The organism is Aquabacterium sp. TM01, from assembly GCF_057808345.1.
Genome location: NZ_AP046529.1, coordinates 1,064,963 through 1,082,860, shown reverse-complemented (window position 1 = coordinate 1,082,860; position 17,898 = coordinate 1,064,963). Strand labels below are relative to the sequence as shown.

Here is a 17,898-nt window from a genome sequence, read left to right as displayed (position 1 = left end):
GAGCTGGCATGAGAAAGTTCTTTTGCAACATCGTCAAACCGCGCGCACCCGACAATACTGGCGCGCCGAATCAGGACGTTTTCAGCCAGCTATACCAAAACAACATCTGGGGAAAGAACGGAGACCCATTTTACTCAGGCACAGGCTCCCACACCCCGGCGATTGTCGATCAATATATCGAAGCAGTCAGCAACCTGGCACACCGATTCAAGAAAAAACTGAACGCCGTCGACCTGGGTTGTGGCGATTTCAATGTTGGATCGAAGATCAGAAATCGGTTTTCTCGATACATCGCCTGTGATGTCGTCCCGGCTCTCATCGAGCATAACCAACGCGTTTTCACAGCCAGTCGCGTGCAATGGAAATGCCTTGACATCACACGCGACCGCCTCCCCCGCGGAGACTTCTGCATGGTGCGTCAGGTCCTGCAACATCTAGACAACGCGCAGATTTCAATCGTGGTCCAGAAGATTCAATCTTACCGATATATCCTGATCACCGAACACCTGCCAACTGGTCCATTCCAGGCAAACATTGACAAAGAAGCCGGCGGCGATATCCGCCTGCTTCGGGATCCACCGAGCGGCATTGATATCTCCTGCGAACCCTTCAACCTCAAGTACATATGCAAGGAAGTGGTTTCGGAATCCCATGAATTTGGCGGCGTCATTCGCTCCACCTTCTATGTCACACGCTGACGTCACGAAAATTTCACAAAAAATCAATCACGGATGAAAGCCCCATCTCCTGTCGGGAAAATTCAAGATATCGAAGTCCTGCGCGCCTTGGCCGTCATGGTTGTGCTGTGGCAGCATATTGATAACCTGTTCCCTGTTGGCATCCCTGCGCTGCAATCTGCCTTCCAGTTCTTTGGCGGCACCTTTGGCGTGGACCTATTTTTTTGCGTCTCCGGGTTCGTCATTGCCAGAGACCTGATTCCAAAAATCGAGAATGCCGCGCCAAACCGTGTCTGGCATGTGGCCATTGCATTTTGGATCAAGCGCATATGGCGCCTGTGGCCGGCCGCCTGGTTTTGGCTGGCTGCCATTTTGGTTGCCTCGGCGTTCTTCAACCAGTCTGGCGCGTTCGGCCCACTCAATAATAATATATATTCCGCCTGGACTGCCCTCATCAACCTCTACAACATTCATTTTGCGCAGTGTTTCATGAGGTGCGAAATGGGCGCCAGCTTTGTTTACTGGTCACTTTCCCTCGAAGAGCAGTTTTATCTCCTCTTCCCCATTCTTTTTATTTTTCTCAGAAAGCGTCTTTGGTTCTTGTTTGCCACGATTATTGGCATCCAATTGCTACTGCCGACACGAGGGGTCTGGTGGATGTTCTTCCGAAGCGATGCCATTTGCCTCGGTGTTTTCATCGCCTTGGCCAGCCACCGACCTTATTGGCAAGGTCTTCGAGACATCGTGAAGAAAGTCCCACCTGCGCTTGGCCTCACAACTCTCATCGCCGGTGTCGTTTTCATGGGTGCCTTGAGCGGCACCCTCAAGTGGACCACGCATTACATGTCCCTCATCGCGCTCACATCCACCTTGCTGGTGTTTTTGGCCGCATGTGACGCCAACACTCTGATGCCAATCGCGTCCTTGCGACGCATCCTTGTGGCGATCGGCGCCCGGTCTTACGGTATTTACCTCGCACATGTCCCCGTTTATTTTGCCGTTCGCGAAATCTTCCACAGATTTGACTGGCACCCGTCCTCAACCAAGACCTTGGTTTTGGCCAGTCTTGCGCTTGGCGCACTCCTGCTGTTGATTGCCGTCGAACTGGTTTATAGATACATTGAAACGCCTTTGCGTCAGATTGGTGCAAGAAGGGCACAACAGCGGCTTGCGACTTGAGCCAGCCCATACCCGTACGCATCGTTTACAGTTGAGATGCGGTTGAAGTAATCGTGCTTCGATTAAGCTTTTGACGTTGCCCTCACCCATGGCCGACTCCATCCTCGCAGAATCCCCAGGTCACCTCACCGGTGTGGCCCGTGTGCTGGTCAATGCCGGCAAGCTCGACAGCGTGGAAGCCGACGCCCTGGCCCGCACAGCCAAAGAGCAAAAGAGCAGCTTTGTCCACGCCGTGGTCAGCAGCGGCAAACTCACCCCCAGTGCGCTGGCCCAGACGCTCTCCAAGGCCCTGTCTGTCCCGGTCATGGACCTGTCTGCCGTCGATGCACAGCGCCTACCCAAGGGCATCATCGACAACAAGCTCTCGTCGCAATACCAGGTCCTGGCCCTGTCCAAGCGGGGCAACCGCCTGTTCGTGGCCGCCTCCGACCCCACCAATCAGGAGGCGGTCGAGCGCATCAAGTTCGCCACCCAGCTCAACCCGGAATGGGTCATCGTCGAGCACGACAAACTGCTCAAGATGCTGGAGGGCAGCACCGCCAGCGCGCAAGACCAGTTGGCGGCCCTGGCCTCCAGCGACTTCGAGTTTGACGTCACCGAAGACACGGGCACCCCTCAGCAAGAGTCGTCAGACACGGCCGCCGAAGTGGAAGACGCCCCCGTGGTGCGCTTCCTCCAAAAAATGCTGATCGACGCGATCAACGCCCGCGCCTCCGACCTGCACTTCGAGCCCTACGAAACCAACTACCGCGTCCGCTTCCGCGTCGACGGCGAATTGCGCGAAGTCACCCAACCGCCCATCGCCATCAAAGAAAAGCTCGCCTCGCGCATCAAGGTCATTTCCAAACTCGACATTGCCGAAAAACGCGTGCCGCAAGACGGCCGCATGAAGCTCAAGTTCGGCAGCAAGGCCATCGACTTCCGGGTCAGCACCTTGCCCACGCTGTTTGGCGAAAAGATCGTGATCCGTATCCTCGACCCGTCCAGCGCCAAGCTCGGGATCGAAGCGCTGGGCTATGAGCCGGCCGAGAAAGAACGCCTGCTCGCTGCCATCGGCCGTCCCTATGGCATGGTGCTGGTCACTGGCCCCACCGGCTCGGGTAAAACCGTGTCGCTGTACACCTGCCTGAACATCCTCAACCAGCCCGGCGTCAACATCTCCACCGTGGAGGACCCAGCCGAAATCAACCTGCCCGGCATCAACCAGGTCAACGTCAACGACCGGGCGGGCATGAACTTTTCGGTGGCCCTCAAGGCCTTCCTGCGTCAGGATCCCGACATCATCATGGTCGGTGAAATCCGTGACCTTGACACGGCCGACATCGCCATCAAGGCCGCGCAAACCGGCCACATGGTGATGTCCACCCTGCACACCAACGATGCCCCCGGCACCCTCACCCGCCTGATGAACATGGGCGTGGCGCCGTTCAACATCGCCTCCTCGGTCATCCTGATCACCGCCCAGCGCCTGGCACGTAAACTCTGCGAAAACTGCAAAGCTCCGGCCGACTACCCGCGCGAAGCCCTGCTCAAAGCGGGCTACAAAGAGGCCGAGCTCGACGGTAGCTGGAAGCCGTACAAGGCCGTCGGCTGCTCATCCTGTAACAACGGTTACAAAGGTCGGGTTGGCATTTACCAGGTTATGCCCATAAGTGAGGAAATACAACGAATCATTCTCTCGCAAGGCACAGCTATGGATATTGCCAAGCAAGCCAAGGCAGAAGGCGTGCGAGACTTGCGGGAATCGGGTCTGGTCAAAGTGCGCGCGGGTGTCACCTCTTTGGAAGAGGTGATCGCGGTCACCAACGAATAAGACCCCCGAAACCGACACGGAGTCCTGACACATGGCCACGGCACCTGCCAAGAAACCGCAAGAGTTTGTCTTCGAATGGGAAGGCAAAGACCGCAACGGCAAAATCGTCAAAGGCGAAATGCGCGCTGGCGGTGAGGCCTTGGTCGGAGCCACCCTGCGCCGGCAGGGCGTCTTGGTCCAGAAGGTCAAGAAGCGTCGCACCTCGGGCGGCAGCTCCATCAAGCAAAAGGACATTGCCATCTTCACGCGCCAACTGGCCACGATGATGAAGGCCGGTGTCCCCTTGCTGCAGGCTTTCGACATCGTGGGACGCGGCAGCACCAACCCCCGCGTCACCAAACTGCTGGCCGACATCCGAGGCGACGTCGAAACCGGCACCAGCCTGTCGGCCTCGTTCCGCAAACACCCACTGTACTTCGACGCGCTTTACTGCAACCTGGTCGAAGCCGGCGAAGCCGCCGGTATTTTGGAAACCCTGCTGGAGCGCCTGGCCACCTACCAGGAAAAAACCATCGCCATCAAGCAGAAGATCAAGTCGGCGCTCACCTATCCCATCGCCGTGCTGGTGGTGGCCTTCGTGGTGGTGGCCGTCATCATGATCTTCGTGATCCCGGCGTTCAAGGAAGTGTTCACCTCCTTCGGCGCTGACCTGCCAGCGCCCACGCTGATGGTGATGGCCATATCCGAGTTCTTCGTGTCCTACTGGTGGGCCATTTTTGGCATCATCGGGGGCGGGGTGTACTTCTTTCTGGAAAGCTGGAAGCGCTCCGAGGCCATGCAGAAAACCATGGACCGGTTGCTACTCAAGGTCCCCGTGTTTGGCGACCTGATGTTCAAGTCGGCCGTCGCACGCTGGACGCGCACCCTCTCCACCATGTTCGCCGCCGGCGTGCCGCTGGTTGAAGCGCTCGACTCGGTGGGTGGTGCCTCGGGCAATGCCGTCTTCACGGAAGCCACTGAGAAAATCCAGAAAGACGTCTCCACCGGCACCAGCCTGACCACGGCCATGCAGAACGTCAACCTGTTCCCCGTCATGGTGATGCAGATGAGCTCCATCGGTGAAGAATCGGGCTCGCTCGACCACATGCTGGGCAAGGCAGCCGACTTCTACGAAGAAGAGGTGGATGAGGCCGTCAAGGCGCTGTCCAGCCTGATGGAGCCCTTCATCATCGTGATCCTGGGCACCATCATCGGCGGCATCGTCGTGTCGATGTACCTGCCCATCTTCAAGCTCGGCCAGGTGGTTTGATCGCTCATGGATGTTGATTCGCTGTGGTCGGTGTTGACCGACATCGTGCTCACGCCCTGGGGGCTGGGCATCCTGGGCCTGTGCGTGGGCAGTTTCCTCAATGTGGTCATCCACCGCATGCCCAAGATGATGGAGCAGCAGTGGCAGGCCGAAGCCCGCTCGGTTTTGGGCCTGCCGGAAGCCGGGCAGACAGGGCATGCCACTCAGGCAGAACAGCCCGCTCAGGGCCAAGGTGACGGTGCTACCCTCAGCCTGTCCAAGCCGGCATCGCGCTGCCCGTCGTGCGGCCACGCCATCCGTTGGTACGAAAACATCCCCGTGCTGAGTTGGCTCGCCCTGCGTGGTAAGTGCTCGTCGTGCGGCACGCGCATTTCGCCGCGTTATCCCTTCATCGAACTGGCCACCGCCGCGCTGTTTGCCGCCTGTGCCTGGCGCTTTGGCAACCAGCCCACCACCCTGCTGTGGTGTGGCTTTGTCGCAGCTTTGGTCGCCGCCTCGGCCATCGACTGGGACACCACCATCTTGCCCGACAACATCACCCTGCCCCTGCTGTGGGCCGGACTGGTCGCTGCCGCACTGGGTTGGAACCTGCCGTTGACTGAAGCCCTGTGGGGTGCGGTCGCCGGCTACCTGTCCCTGTGGTCGGTGTACTGGCTGTTCAAGCTCACCACGGGCAAAGAAGGCATGGGCTATGGCGACTTCAAGCTGCTCGCGGCGCTGGGCGCCTGGTTGGGCTGGTCAATGATCTTGCCCATCGTCCTGGGCTCATCCATCATCGGCGCGGTCGTCGGCATCGGCATGAAGCTCAGCAGCCAGTTGCGCGAAGGCGTGTATGTGCCCTACGGCCCCTTCCTGGCTGGCGCCGGCCTGGTCGTCACCCTGGCAGGATCAGCCCGCGTGCTGGGTTGGCTGGGCTGGGCCTGACGTCGTTGGCTCGACATGGCTTGGCTGACATGACCCGCCTGACCATCGGCTTGACAGGAGGCATTGGCAGCGGCAAGTCCACGGTCAGCCAGATGCTGGTCGACCTCGGGGCCCATCTGGTCGACACCGACGCCATCTCGCGCGCGCTCACCGCGCCGGGGGGCGCCGCCATCCCGCACATCGCGCAACAGTTTGGCGAGGCTTTCATCGACGCCACCGGGGCGATGGACCGTGTCCGCATGCGCGAGCTCGCCTTCACCGATCCCCTGGCCATGGCGCGGCTCGAAGCCATCCTCCACCCCCTGATCGGTCTGCACGCTGACCAGCACGCCCGTCTGGCCTTGCCCGATCAGCACATCATCTACGACGTGCCCCTGCTGGCCGAATCGGGCCGCAAGTGGAAAGACAAGGTCGACCGCATCCTCGTCGTCGACTGCGAACCCGAAACCCAGATCGCCCGCGTCATGGTGCGCTCGGGCTGGCCTCGGGAGGCCGTTGAAGCCGTGCTCGCCAAACAGGCGCAACGCGACGCTCGCCGCGCCTTGGCCGACCATATCCTCCTCAATGAGGGGCTCAGCCTGGAAGAACTCCGCTCCGAGGTCAGGAAGCTGTGGAGCATGTGGAACAATCAGACCCCATCGTGACAGAACAGCATCAGGTGACGCGTTGATCCTCTACGAATACCCATTCGGCGAAAGCATTCGCACCATGTTGCGGCTGGAGCACCTCTTCGACCGCCTGGGCTTGCTGATGCAGCGTGACGACCCTGTGGACCACCACTACGCCCTGGCCACGATGTTCGAGGTCATGGATGTGGCCTCGCGCGCCGACCTCAAAGCCGATGTGCTGCGCGACCTCGACCGTCACAAAGCGCAGTTCATGAGCTACCGCGGTAACCCCGCCATCGAAGAATCCATTCTCGATGAGGTACTCGCCCGCATCGAACGCGCGCACAGCGGGCTCAGCCAGATGCAAGGCAAGGCCGGCCAATCACTGGCCGCCAACGACTGGCTCATGAGCATCCGCAGCCGCGTCAGCATTCCCGGCGGCACCTGCGAGTTCGACCTGCCCGCCTACTACGCCTGGCAACACGAACCTGCCGCCAAGCGGCAGGCCGACATTCAGCGCTGGGTCGGTACGCTCACGCCGCTGGCCGAGGCCCTCAGGGTGATGCTGGGACTGCTGCGGGATGCGGGGCACCCCCACATGGTGGCGGCGCCTTGCGGGCAGTACCAGCAAAGCCTCAAAGAGAACCGCAGCTATCAACTGCTGCGCCTGCGCATCGACCCTGCACTGGGCCTTGTCCCCGAAATCAGCGCCAACCGCCTTCTGGTTTCCATCCGCTTGATGCGCCCTGATGCAGATGGAAAGCTGAAGATCGCCTCTGATACCGACGCAGGATTTGAACTCACCTTGTGTGCCTGACCGCCATGGCCCAGTCCTCTGCTCCTCACCAACCGGCCATGCCCGCCAATGACGCTGCGTCCAAGCCACTGATGGTGCGCTGCCCCTCCTGCGGCGTCATGCACGCCTATCGCACAGACAACCCCTACCGCCCCTTTTGCGGCAAAGGCTGCAAGGCCATCGACTTGGGTGCCTGGGCCAGCGAAGCCTATCGGGTTGAGGCCAAACCCAGCACCGACGATTTGCAAGATTGATGACCAGCAAGCGAGGTGGCCATACTCCACCGAGGGTGTGACGACTGAAAACCCTAGGTTCGCGGCCGCCTCCGCACTAGAATGGTGAGCGCTACCTACCTGTACGCGCTCACTCATGCCCCCGCACGATCCCCTGCTCCTTGAACGACTTTTGATGATTGTGGCTGCCAGTTTTGGCGCCTGCCTGCTGGTCGTGCTCACACAAAACTGGCATGGCAAGCACTCGCTTGACCACGACCTGAACGGTGCCCAGAAGCTTCACACCCAGCCCGTGCCCCGCGTCGGCGGCTTGGGTTTGATCGTCGGCTTGCTCATGGCTGGATTGGCGAGCTACGCGGTGCAGGGCAACAGCTACCCCGCCACGCTGACGCTGCTGGTGTGCGCCTTACCCGTGTTCCTGGCTGGTTTCATGGAAGACCTCACCAAGCGGGTGTCAGTGCGCGTGCGACTGCTGAGTTCTTTTGTATCTGCGGCGCTCGCAGTGTGGTTGCTCGGCGCCCAAATGCCCGATGCGGACACCCCGGGCCTGGATGCCTTGCTGCAACAGATCCCGATGCTGACCATCTTGCTCACCATCGTCGTGGTGGGGGGCATCACCCACTCCGTCAACATCATCGATGGCCTGAACGGCTTGGCTGGTGGTGCCGTCTGCATCATGCTGGGCGGGCTGGCCACGCTGGCCTGGTTGCATGGTGACTCAGTGGTGATGAAGCTGTGCCTGTGGGGCATCGCCGGGCTGTTGGGCTTCATGGTGCTCAACTACCCCTTCGGCAAAATCTTCCTGGGGGATGGCGGTGCCTACCTGGCGGGTTTCTGGTTGGCCGAGTGCGCCATCCTGCTGGTCGCCCGGCACCCCAATCTGTCAAGCTGGACGGTGCTGCTGTGCTGCCTGTACCCCGTGCTCGAGACCTGCTACTCCATGTTCCGCCGCCATGTCATCTACAAAGTGCCCAGCGGCCTGCCCGACATGGCGCACATGCACCAGCTGCTTTTCAAGTGGCTGCAAGGCAAGGCTTCCAATGCGCACTTGCCCCACTGGGTCAGCCATGGCGTCACCAGCGTGAAGATTTGGATCTTTGTGGCTGCCTGCCAACTGGTGGCAATCACCACACCTCACAAAGCGTGGCTACACGTCTGCGCCATCATCGTCACCGTGACGCTGTATGTCATTCTGCACCGAGCATTGTGGGCAGACGATGAACCCGACATTGTTGTCTTGGCCGCTCGCTGAGTGTCAGAACAACTGCTTCAGCTTTTGCGCAGTCGCCTCATCTTGCAGGCCATTGCGCCAGGCTTGGCGAACGAACACAAACAACAGCAACACAAAGCCAGTCGCCAGGGTCGTCAAAACGGCGATCATGGCCTTCTTCGGCTTTGATTTGCGCTCGGGCGTCTGCGCCACGTCCACCACCTGAATCAAGGCACCGTCGCGCGCTTCGTCCAGCTTTGCCAGCTCGAACTGCTTGGCAAACATCTCGAACAGCGATTCCTGGTACTTGAAATCGCGATATTTGACGATGTAGTCGTCATCCGCTGCCGCGTTGTTGGCCGATCCGGCCTTCGACAGCTGGGCCTGCAAGGCCCCCAACTCGGACTGCGCCAGCTTGAACTCGGGCGATTGCTCGGTCAGGTAGGTGCGCATGGACTGCAGCTTCACCTGTGCGGCGGTGACCGCGGCCTTCAGCCCTGCATAGGCTTCGGCGGCCATTTTGGGCTCAGCACGCAAAGCGCCTTCATTGATACCACTGCGCTGCAAGGCTGATTGCGCCACGGCCAGCTTGGCCTTGGTTTGCTCCAGCTGCCGCTCGTAGAACACGCGGCGCTGCTGCGCCTCGGTCACAGCCAAACGGTCCAGCAACTTGCGCAGCTCTTCCACATGGGCGTTGGCCATTTGGGCCGCAAAAGCGGGCTCACGGTCGTCCACCTCCACCTTGATCAGGCCGTCCTTGCCGGCACTGACGCGGGCCACACCTTCCAAGGCGCGCAAGGCATCTTCATGCAGTTCGGCCTCATAGCGCTTCTGCAAATCAAAGCGTTTGACCAAGGCGTCCTGCACACTGCGGCTTTTGATGAACGCCACATACTGGTCGGCTGGGTTCTTCAAGCCCGTCGCGGCGCCTGCCAAACCGCCCAAAGCGCCCAGGCCTTGCAGCATGGCGGCGGCGGCCCCTTGCTGCTGTTGTGGTTGCAGGAAACTGGTACTGGCCGTGAACGTGGGCGCGATAAGGAAGCTGCCCCCCAAGGCCAGCACGCCTGCGGCCACTGGTGCCAACACGAGCAGTTTGATGTTTTCTTTGATGGTGATGGCGAGGTCCAGCAAGCTGATCTCGTCTTCCGTCTCTTCACGCATATCGCTCATGTCCGGCCTCAGTCGCGGATGGTCTTGATTGCAGCGGCACCCAGGCCAAACTGATAGAAGATGGTCGTCCAGTCCTTCGCCCCCTGTATGAACTGGGTGTAGGCCGAGCGGCGGTCAAACTTCTCGGGCACAAAAATGGCATCGCCCGGTTGCAGCTCTTTGCCCATGAAGCCGCCACCGCCAAACCAACGGCGGTGTGCGGAATTGCCTTCCACCGAACCATCCGCACGGATGATGAGGGCGGCGTCAATATCGGCCTCACGCAACAGGCCGGCACGTTCCAGATAGTCGTCCACCGTGGCGTCTTTGCGATGAATGAAGGCGTTCTCAGCCAACACCGCGCCGAACACGCTCACGAAACCAGGGCGCGTGGGAATGGTGATGTTGTCACCATCTTCCAGCGGCAAATCGGGGTACTCCGCGCGCTCGGGCTTCAGTTCCAGCGCAATGCGACCCGATGCCTTCAGGCTTTGCATGCGCGCCAACAACTGCCGCTGCGCAGCAATCTGTGCCTGCACGGTGGCAGCCGACTCTGCACTGCTGGCGTTCTGTATCGTGGTAACGGCCTGCCCAGCGATGTCGGTTTCCAAGCGGCGAATGGCGCGGTCCAGATTGGCCTGTTGCTGTACCCGCGTGCTCTCACGGGTCAGTTCGGTGGCGTAAGGGTAGGCTTGCTCGGTCAAGCCGCCAGCGCGCTCCACCACCTGGCGCAAGGTCTCGCCTGGGTGGACCTGATAGAAGCCCGGCACCTTGACTTCGCCACTCACTCGCACAAACTGGGTGCGCTTGCCCACAGGCACCGGCATGTCTTTCACGCCAAAAATGGTCACCACATCACCGGGCTGCAACTCGAGGTTGTGAACCGGGTCTTTGTCGCGAATGGCCTTGCCGAGGTTGAAGGGAATGAGTTGGGTGCGAACTTCCTTCTGGTCCATGCGCTCAATGGCAGCGTAGTCCCAGTTGATCTCGTCCAGCAGGTTCTTCACATCGTTGAGTTGGCGCTCGGCGGACACACGCTCTTTCTTGGCGCCGTCAGCCTTCTCGCCTTTGCCGTCTTTGCCGTCTTTGCCGCTCTGCTCATCCTTCTCGAACTGGACTAGGATGTTCTTGCGGGTGTAGTAGTCGGGTTGAACCAGGGCTTCCAGCTCAGGAATCAAATCGGCAATGCGCATGCCAGGACGATGGCTGTGGCGCAGCGGCACTGCCACGTTGCCCCGCAGGGTGACCGCGTTGGAAAATGCCGGGCTGATCTGGAACAGGGTGACCACGTCACCGTCTTTCACCGTGCTTTTGAGGCCGCGCGCATCCAACGCCCGCTCAATGACCGAGCGTGGCGCCTTGACGCGGTTGGACTCGATGCGTTCGATCAACACTTTGTGCGGCGTGGTCAGCGACAGCATGCCGCCGCCGTAGGCCAGCACCTGCGCGATGGGCTCTTCTGGCCGGCTCAATTCATAAATGGCGGGGGTGCCCAGGGCACCGATCATCGCCACACGCGGCCCTGCGGGCGGAATCACGACCACGTCACCCGGCAGCAGGTAGGTGTCGGCAGACTTGTCGCCCTCTGCAATGAACTTGTAGAGATCGATGGTGGAGATGACCTGGCCATTGCGCTTGAGCTGCACCTTGCGCATGCTGCCGCCGGCTGCCGGGCCACCACTTTCAAACAAGACGCTGACCAGACTGGACAGGCTAGAAACCGTGTAGGCACCGGGCTTGCGCGCCTGCCCCACCACGAACACCTGCATGGAGCGCAAACGGCCCATGGTGGCGTTGAGCTGGAAGTTCTTCAGATACTGGCCCACCTGGGCCTTGAGCGCGGGCTCAAGCTGCGACGACTTGAGGCCGGCCACGGTGACCACGCCCACGCGCGGGATGGCGACTTGGCCGTTTCGGTCCACTGTGAGGCGGGCATCAGATTCGACCACGCCCCAGACCTTGAGCGCGATCTCGTCACCCGGACCGATCACGTAGTCGGCCGGCACGGGCACGTTTTGCAGCGACGGGAAGGTGCGGCCGGTGAACAAGTTGTAGCCAAACAGCGGCAGCTGGCGCCCGGTGGTGTCCTGCACAAAGCGCTGGAACTCGGTGGCGTTGGCGTCGATGTCGCGCAGTACCTCTGGGGTCACGGCGGTAGGCTCGACCAGCTCGGACCTAGACTGAAGGGGGGGCGCCGCCTCAACCGTCGCTTCCGGCGCAGTCCGAATGGTCAACATCGGAGACGCAACCCCTGAACTTAAGGGAACGGCAGGAGCTTTGGCATAAACCGCGCCACACAGACAAAAAGAAACTGCGTTAGCCAACAAACTGGTCCGAATAAAATGGTGCATGTTCTGGTTCACAATTAGTGACTTGAATGGCCTATTGTATGGTTCTTGCTTGTGAGCATGACGCCCGAGCACCACTGGTCTTTGTTGCCGAAATCGAATACTAGGCATGACTAGAGCGGCATCAGGCCCCTGACTAACAAAATTTACGCTGACCAAAAGAATTGGGAGACCTTGCGTAAGTTCTTTCTAACCAGCGTACCGAGGCCCCCAACTCCCGAAGTCCGCAGCGCCCGATAGTCCTCCGCAGACTTACGGAGTATCGTCCTCAAGGATCGGTTGCTGATACCTCCGGTGCACATCTTTACAAGCACTGACTCAACATGCACGGCTTTAAAGTTGGGTTGCCCAAACATTTGCAGAACATTAAGATAGTCTGCTGATATTTTATAATTAGTGTCGAACCTTCCGATTTTTTCATAAACTGCGGCACGCACATACAAGGTCGGGTGTGCGGGCATCCAACCCTGCCTCAGCAGTAGTGGTTCAAATGATTCGGAACGCCAACGGCGGATCACAACTGACCGATCCTCGCGCCCCACATAGTCGAGATCGCCATAAACAGCATCAACTGTCGGATCCTCAAAGACACATGCGATGCGCGCAAGCGCTTCGGGATCCGCAAAAGTATCGTCTGAATGAAGGAAGCCGACGATATCCCCAGAAGCCATTTTGATGCCCTTATTCAGTGCATCGTAAATACCCCGATCGGGTTCAGAAGTTAATTTATTTTTCCGTGTGCTAGCTGCTTTTATCAAAGCCAAAGTGTTGTCAGTACTACCTCCATCCACAAAGACATGCTCAACGTCACGCCAAGTTTGGGCATTGACCGATTCAATGCATGGCAACAGAGTACTGCAGCTGTTCCAGGTTGCGGTAATAACTGAAATGGAAGGACTAACCACACTCATTCCTTAAAGGATACGCGAAGCACGCGAGCCGAAGCAGCGCGCACGTCACACCCATGATTACGCACATACCGTTCGACTTCGGCTATTTTCGCATCTACCAAATATCGGTACCAGAATCCTTGCAGCAAATGGAAAGTACGCTCATCCTCACCACCCAAAATGCCCAACCTAATGTAGGCACGATAAAAATAATAAAGCCTTGCACGAAATTTCGCAGGCAAGCGAAGATAAATTGCATTCTTTATCCAACGCTTTGTGCGCGCGCTAGCCCTTAAAGAACCGCCCCGCCCGGCGTTTTCCTGATTTAGGAAACCGTATTTTCGATTTAGGGTCTCGGCCGCTTCTAGACTTGCATAACGATTGTGCTTGTCGATCCACCAATCGAGCGGATTGAGATTTTGATCAATCAATAAACCGCTTACGCTACCAGTTGCTCCATCAACGAGAATATGCTCGTCCATGAGTCGCTGCTCGCAATACCCCTTGCCGAGACGGAAGGCGCGGACCACCGGCACCGGGAAAAGGCCACCAAAGCGAATGCGACTGCCGCAAAAGTGTATTTCTCGATTGAAGGTTAGTCCGCAGTAGGGCCCTTGTTTCATGCGATGGAAGTCCTCAATAAGTTCGTCATCGACGAACTCATCAGCGTCCAGCCTAATGACCCAGCCTGTGTCTGGCGGCAACTGTTCCAGCGCCCAGTTGAACTGCCCCGCGTGGGTCGTCCACGGATTCTGCAGGACCACAGCGCCCAAAGCCTCCGCCAAAGACTTTGTGCGATCCGTCGACAGAGCGTCAATGACGTAGACCATTTCGGCAAGGCGGAACGCACTTGAGATCGCCCGCTCAATGTGCAACTCTTCGTTGAACGCGAGGATGATTGCGACAGTCGGGGCCAACCTTGATTTGAGATTGTTCATTTCACCGCCTCTGTCCAAAACTCGCGGCGTCTAAGGGGACGAGCCGGATAGCCTCCCGCTATCGTCCATGGAGGCAGATCCTCGAACACGCTCGATCGCGCGTTAACGACCACGCCATCCGCAATGGTAACGCCCGGAGCAACGAACACGTCAGCTGTGATCCAGACATCATCACCGATGACTATCGGTGCCGCCACCAATGGCAAATTGGATTGCCGGTGGTCGTGACTCGCACTACAAAGGAAAGAATACTGGCTGATCGTCGAACGCGCACCGATAACTATCCGCTCAACACAGTAGCAGTCCACGTGGTCTGCCAAGCAGGCGTCATCCCCCATGACGAGATTCCATGGAGCCCAAATTTTAGCTGAAGGATATGGGTGCACGCGCCTACCGAGTTTGGCACCGAAAATTCTCAGCAGAAGCCTGCGCCACGCATGGGCTGGACGGGGACTGGGCCGAAACAGCAACAGCCAGGTCAGCCTCCACAACATCCTCACTCCCTTGTTTGCGATGCTCAATTTCATAGTGGAAGGACGGTGAGTCATGATGATCAATCGACATAAACATGAGGTGGCCGCTGGCCACTGCGCGACAACCATTGATAAAACTCACTCATTTGTACTGCGATGGTCGGCCAATCAAAGCGCTGCACCAACTGATAGCCGCGCTCGCCCATGTCGTGACGCTCGTTGTCGGTCAATGCTATAGCCTCAGAAAGTGCCCGCTTCAGCGGCTCTACCCCGATATCAATCCACCAGCCGGCTCGATACGTCTCAAGATCGGACCACGGTGTGCCCTTGGTTGTCAGCACAGGAATGCCATGAAGAAGGGCCTCGCCAACCACGATACCGAAATTCTCGCTGAACGTCGGCAGAACGAAAATGTCGGCGTTTGCATAAGCCGCATTCTTGGCCTCGTCGTAGAGCTCTCCGAGATATGCAACGCTGCTACTGATACCCAGCCGCGCGATCTCAGCCTGAATCTCCGTGAGGTGATTACCCTCCGGAGGACCTGCAATGTTCAGCATCCAGCCCTGCGTGTCTATTGAGGCCCAGGCCTGCAATAGATTGATCAGCCCTTTCTTCGGGTGGACCCGGGAGAGGAACAGAAAGTTACGCTGTCGGTACGCTACCGGTTTCTTCTTTTCTATACGCTTGCACTCAAGATCGGCGATCCCGTTAGGAATGACTGCGATAGGCTGGCGCAGCCTCAGACTACGGATATTACGATACTCCATTTCTGATGTTGCAACGAATCCAACGGCACGCTCAAGGTGATCTCTCTGATATAGCGCCATCGCCATCTGCTTCTTGAATTTGTGAAAGCTCAATGCCCAAGATTCCAGCATGCCGTGTGGCTGGATGATGAACGGAATGCCTAGGTTCCGCGCAGTCTTACTGCTCCAGTAATTGGCACCATGCCAGACCCCATGGTTATGGATCAATGACGGATTAAGTTGGGCGATTGCTCTCCGCAGTTCATGGGCAAGTGGCAGCCCAAGCTTGACCATGATATCTGAGCCATATGAAATGCGAAGGTTCGCCTTAAGATGCTCGTCAATTTTCTGATGAGGATTGCGCTGAGTGACGATGGTCGCGCTGACGGAACTTGTCCGGTTTAGGTACTGGTTCAACTCCGTGACAGAGCGGGACGGTCCGCCGGATTTGAGGTCAAGGTCAGCGATAGTTTGAATAACGTTAATTTTTTGATTCATTAATTTGATTGCCTCAAATATGCGCCACTGGATTGCGCCCGGTCCGCCCCCGACACGCATCACTCACACCAACGCAAGTCAAGTAGACACTTGCAACTCTCCCTGAATAGATTGCTTGCCTCAACGAAACCAAGACAGAACCGAAAGCCAAAAATAGCTTATTCGAACGGGCATGCTGATTAATAAGGCGCAACAGGTTTCGGGCTTGATAATAGTATACGTAAGGGCGACGTTCCTCTTTGTCATCACGTACCACGTAGCCAAGCTCGGCAGGGCACACAACCCGACCGCCAGCTGCTGTCAATCGAACAGAATAATCAAGCTCCTCGCAGTACATGAAGTATCGATCATCTAATACGCCAATCGATCTAAAGGTACCACGGGTGACAACCATCGCACAACCACATATTAATGGAGTTGCCACATCAATACCACAAGCTCTGAACAATACCCTAAAGAACACAGTCGGAATATGGGGATAAACTGGTCGACCATCAACATCGTGCACTGGCACACCAATTAGAGTGTTTGGATTTGCCGCGACAATGCGCGCCACCCTTGACACAAAGCCTTCATCCAATCGTGGCTCAATATCATTATTGAGGATCAGAACGGCATCATACCCATCGGAAAAAGCGGAGCGGAGGCCGAGGTTATTGCCGCCGGTGTAGCCGCTGTTTTCGGTATTTTCCAAAATACAACATTCTGGAAGACTGCGGCGAAACGCTTCAACTGACCCATCATCTGAATTATTGTCAACAATATAGATGTTAGACCCATCAGTGAACCCTTTTAACAACAGGGATGCGCAATGTATTGTAGCCGCAGAATTTCGCCAGTTCAGTATTACAACCGCTAATTTCATCGCCTCACCAAACCCCTGACATGGAAAGTCATATAAATCGGAAATAGAAATAACGCGAGGTTAGTGATGCGATGAATCATATAACTCGGATCAACCAAGGCGTAAGCGGTATTTACCATAACAGCTGTAGCGCACGCCCCATGCACGAGACTAATACTGCGGCGAGAGTAAATCTTGCGGACGGCACCTATAGCCATACCGACAAAAAGACAGAATATCGGAGAAAAATACTCACCGAATAGGTAATATGAATAAATGCCGAGATGGGCATTGGGGCCGCCAGCACTAAGCTCATGAGAGATGGTAAGATAATTATACAACTGCGTCCCAATTGGTATCACATCCAGCGAGGCGAGGCGCAAAGTCGATAATGGATCCTGAAACAAAACCAGTAGCGGCGCCGATGTCTGCGCAATACGGTCGATAGAGTCGTTTGGAAATCCGAGTATATAAATATCTGCGGCCAAGGTTACTCGGTAGAAAAGCAAGACAAGGCCACTCATGAACTTCTCAAAATCGGCAAATGCATCCAGTTGCATCGTCAACACCAAAGCAGCAACGATCAGCGCGAGCATAACTGCGATAATAGCCGTCTTTGCACTGATGGGTCGAATGCGGCCATCAATCCTCAGATGCAACCACCGCAACGTTGCGGCAACGATCAGAAAGATTGAGACCAAGCCAGACTTAGATCCATCGAGAACTGTGTAGGCAGCCAGGAAGAGAAGAGTCGCGAATGGAATCACGCGTCCTATGCGACGCTTCCGAGTGACGACATAGGTGAGAAAGAAAATAGATACAGGCATCAAGGCATCATTGACCCTCTTGAGCACTCCAAACCCGGCAGAGTTGCTATATATCTCTAAACGGTTCTCGTGTTCAATACCCAAGCCGAACATGAAGATGTTAATCGCTATACTACCTAAAACAAGCAGCGTTACGACTGCCCCCATTTGCATAAAAACTGCGTGATCGATCGGCTTCCGCGTCGGAGGTGCTTGGTCCGCTGACTGCGCATGAGTCAACCTAGGAGCGACCCATCGGTATCCAACCAGATATGCAATCCCCGTCAGTACAAAAGTGACGAACATCCGCGTTGAGCACAGACCGCTCAAATAGAGAAAGACTACAGTGGACCATGCTGAAGCGGCAAAGAGCAGCGGCACTGTAAACGGGTCGACAATTGAAGACTGTCGACTACTGACAGTCCAATACAACAGGGCGAAGAAAATCAACTGAAGAGCCAATAGCCAAGCAACATCACTAGGCCCCAACATTGCGATAAATTCGATGGCAGGCATA

At 57.3% G+C, this 17,898-nt stretch carries 16 protein-coding genes; 9 read left to right on the top strand and 7 right to left on the bottom strand.

Annotated elements, in window-relative coordinates:
* Positions 1 to 8: 8 nt before the first annotated feature.
* The 9 genes from AC3WW4_RS05030 (at position 9) to AC3WW4_RS04990 (ending at position 8,731) form a co-directional block, all read left to right on the top strand.
* The gene (locus AC3WW4_RS05030; protein WP_488827292.1) at positions 9 to 698 is read left to right on the top strand and encodes a class I SAM-dependent methyltransferase; all 690 of its coding nucleotides are present in this window, start codon (positions 9 to 11) and stop codon (positions 696 to 698) included.
* A gap of 33 nt (positions 699 to 731) precedes the next feature.
* Positions 732 to 1,856: an acyltransferase family protein gene (locus AC3WW4_RS05025; protein WP_488827291.1), complete on the top strand. Its 1,125-nt coding sequence runs from the start codon at positions 732 to 734 to the stop codon at positions 1,854 to 1,856.
* Positions 1,857 to 1,944: 88 nt separating this feature from the next.
* Positions 1,945 to 3,669 carry a type IV-A pilus assembly ATPase PilB gene (gene pilB, locus AC3WW4_RS05020; RefSeq protein WP_488827290.1) on the top strand — a complete coding sequence of 575 codons (1,725 nt, stop codon included), beginning with the start codon at positions 1,945 to 1,947 and terminating at the stop codon, positions 3,667 to 3,669.
* A 31-nt stretch (positions 3,670 to 3,700) separates the two neighbouring features.
* Positions 3,701 to 4,918 carry a type II secretion system F family protein gene (locus tag AC3WW4_RS05015; RefSeq protein WP_488827289.1) on the top strand — a complete coding sequence of 406 codons (1,218 nt, stop codon included), beginning with the start codon at positions 3,701 to 3,703 and terminating at the stop codon, positions 4,916 to 4,918.
* Between the two features lie 6 nt (positions 4,919 to 4,924).
* Complete coding sequence (locus AC3WW4_RS05010; protein ID WP_488827288.1) at positions 4,925 to 5,842, top strand: prepilin peptidase; 918 nt, start codon at positions 4,925 to 4,927, stop codon at positions 5,840 to 5,842.
* 29 nt (positions 5,843 to 5,871) lie between these two features.
* Positions 5,872 to 6,486, top strand: a complete 615-nt coding sequence (gene coaE / locus AC3WW4_RS05005; RefSeq protein ID WP_488827286.1) for a dephospho-CoA kinase — start codon at positions 5,872 to 5,874, stop codon at positions 6,484 to 6,486.
* A gap of 22 nt (positions 6,487 to 6,508) precedes the next feature.
* A complete protein-coding gene (zapD, locus tag AC3WW4_RS05000) occupies positions 6,509 to 7,267 on the top strand; it encodes a cell division protein ZapD (protein ID WP_488827285.1) in 759 nt (252 codons plus the stop codon).
* 5 nt (positions 7,268 to 7,272) lie between these two features.
* A complete protein-coding gene (locus AC3WW4_RS04995) occupies positions 7,273 to 7,500 on the top strand; it encodes a DNA gyrase inhibitor YacG (protein WP_488827283.1) in 228 nt (75 codons plus the stop codon).
* Positions 7,501 to 7,654: 154 nt separating this feature from the next.
* Positions 7,655 to 8,731 carry an MraY family glycosyltransferase gene (locus AC3WW4_RS04990; RefSeq protein ID WP_488827282.1) on the top strand — a complete coding sequence of 359 codons (1,077 nt, stop codon included), beginning with the start codon at positions 7,655 to 7,657 and terminating at the stop codon, positions 8,729 to 8,731.
* A gap of 3 nt (positions 8,732 to 8,734) precedes the next feature.
* Here the strand turns inward: AC3WW4_RS04990 and AC3WW4_RS04985 are convergent, their stop codons facing one another.
* The 7 genes from AC3WW4_RS04985 to AC3WW4_RS04955 all read right to left on the bottom strand — a co-directional run bounded on the left by AC3WW4_RS04985 (position 8,735) and on the right by AC3WW4_RS04955 (position 17,897).
* Positions 8,735 to 9,859: a Wzz/FepE/Etk N-terminal domain-containing protein gene (locus AC3WW4_RS04985; RefSeq protein ID WP_488827281.1), complete on the bottom strand. Its 1,125-nt coding sequence runs from the start codon at positions 9,857 to 9,859 to the stop codon at positions 8,735 to 8,737.
* An 8-nt stretch (positions 9,860 to 9,867) separates the two neighbouring features.
* Positions 9,868 to 12,075, bottom strand: a complete 2,208-nt coding sequence (locus AC3WW4_RS04980; protein WP_488827279.1) for a polysaccharide biosynthesis/export family protein — start codon at positions 12,073 to 12,075, stop codon at positions 9,868 to 9,870.
* 257 nt (positions 12,076 to 12,332) lie between these two features.
* The gene (locus AC3WW4_RS04975; RefSeq protein ID WP_488827278.1) at positions 12,333 to 13,097 is read right to left on the bottom strand and encodes a glycosyltransferase family 2 protein; all 765 of its coding nucleotides are present in this window, start codon (positions 13,095 to 13,097) and stop codon (positions 12,333 to 12,335) included.
* Complete coding sequence (locus AC3WW4_RS04970; protein ID WP_488827277.1) at positions 13,094 to 14,014, bottom strand: glycosyltransferase family 2 protein; 921 nt, start codon at positions 14,012 to 14,014, stop codon at positions 13,094 to 13,096. The genes AC3WW4_RS04975 and AC3WW4_RS04970 overlap by 4 nt, the downstream gene beginning before the upstream one ends.
* 553 nt (positions 14,015 to 14,567) lie before the next feature.
* On the bottom strand, positions 14,568 to 15,791 hold the full coding sequence (locus AC3WW4_RS04965; RefSeq protein WP_488827276.1) for a glycosyltransferase: 1,224 nt from the start codon (positions 15,789 to 15,791) through the stop codon (positions 14,568 to 14,570).
* Positions 15,745 to 16,596, bottom strand: a complete 852-nt coding sequence (locus AC3WW4_RS04960) for a glycosyltransferase family 2 protein (protein WP_488827275.1) — start codon at positions 16,594 to 16,596, stop codon at positions 15,745 to 15,747. Before AC3WW4_RS04960 ends, AC3WW4_RS04965 begins: the two co-directional genes overlap by 47 nt.
* The gene (locus tag AC3WW4_RS04955) at positions 16,593 to 17,897 is read right to left on the bottom strand and encodes a hypothetical protein (RefSeq protein ID WP_488827274.1); all 1,305 of its coding nucleotides are present in this window, start codon (positions 17,895 to 17,897) and stop codon (positions 16,593 to 16,595) included. Before AC3WW4_RS04955 ends, AC3WW4_RS04960 begins: the two co-directional genes overlap by 4 nt.
* Between the last annotated feature and the right edge of the window lies 1 nt (position 17,898).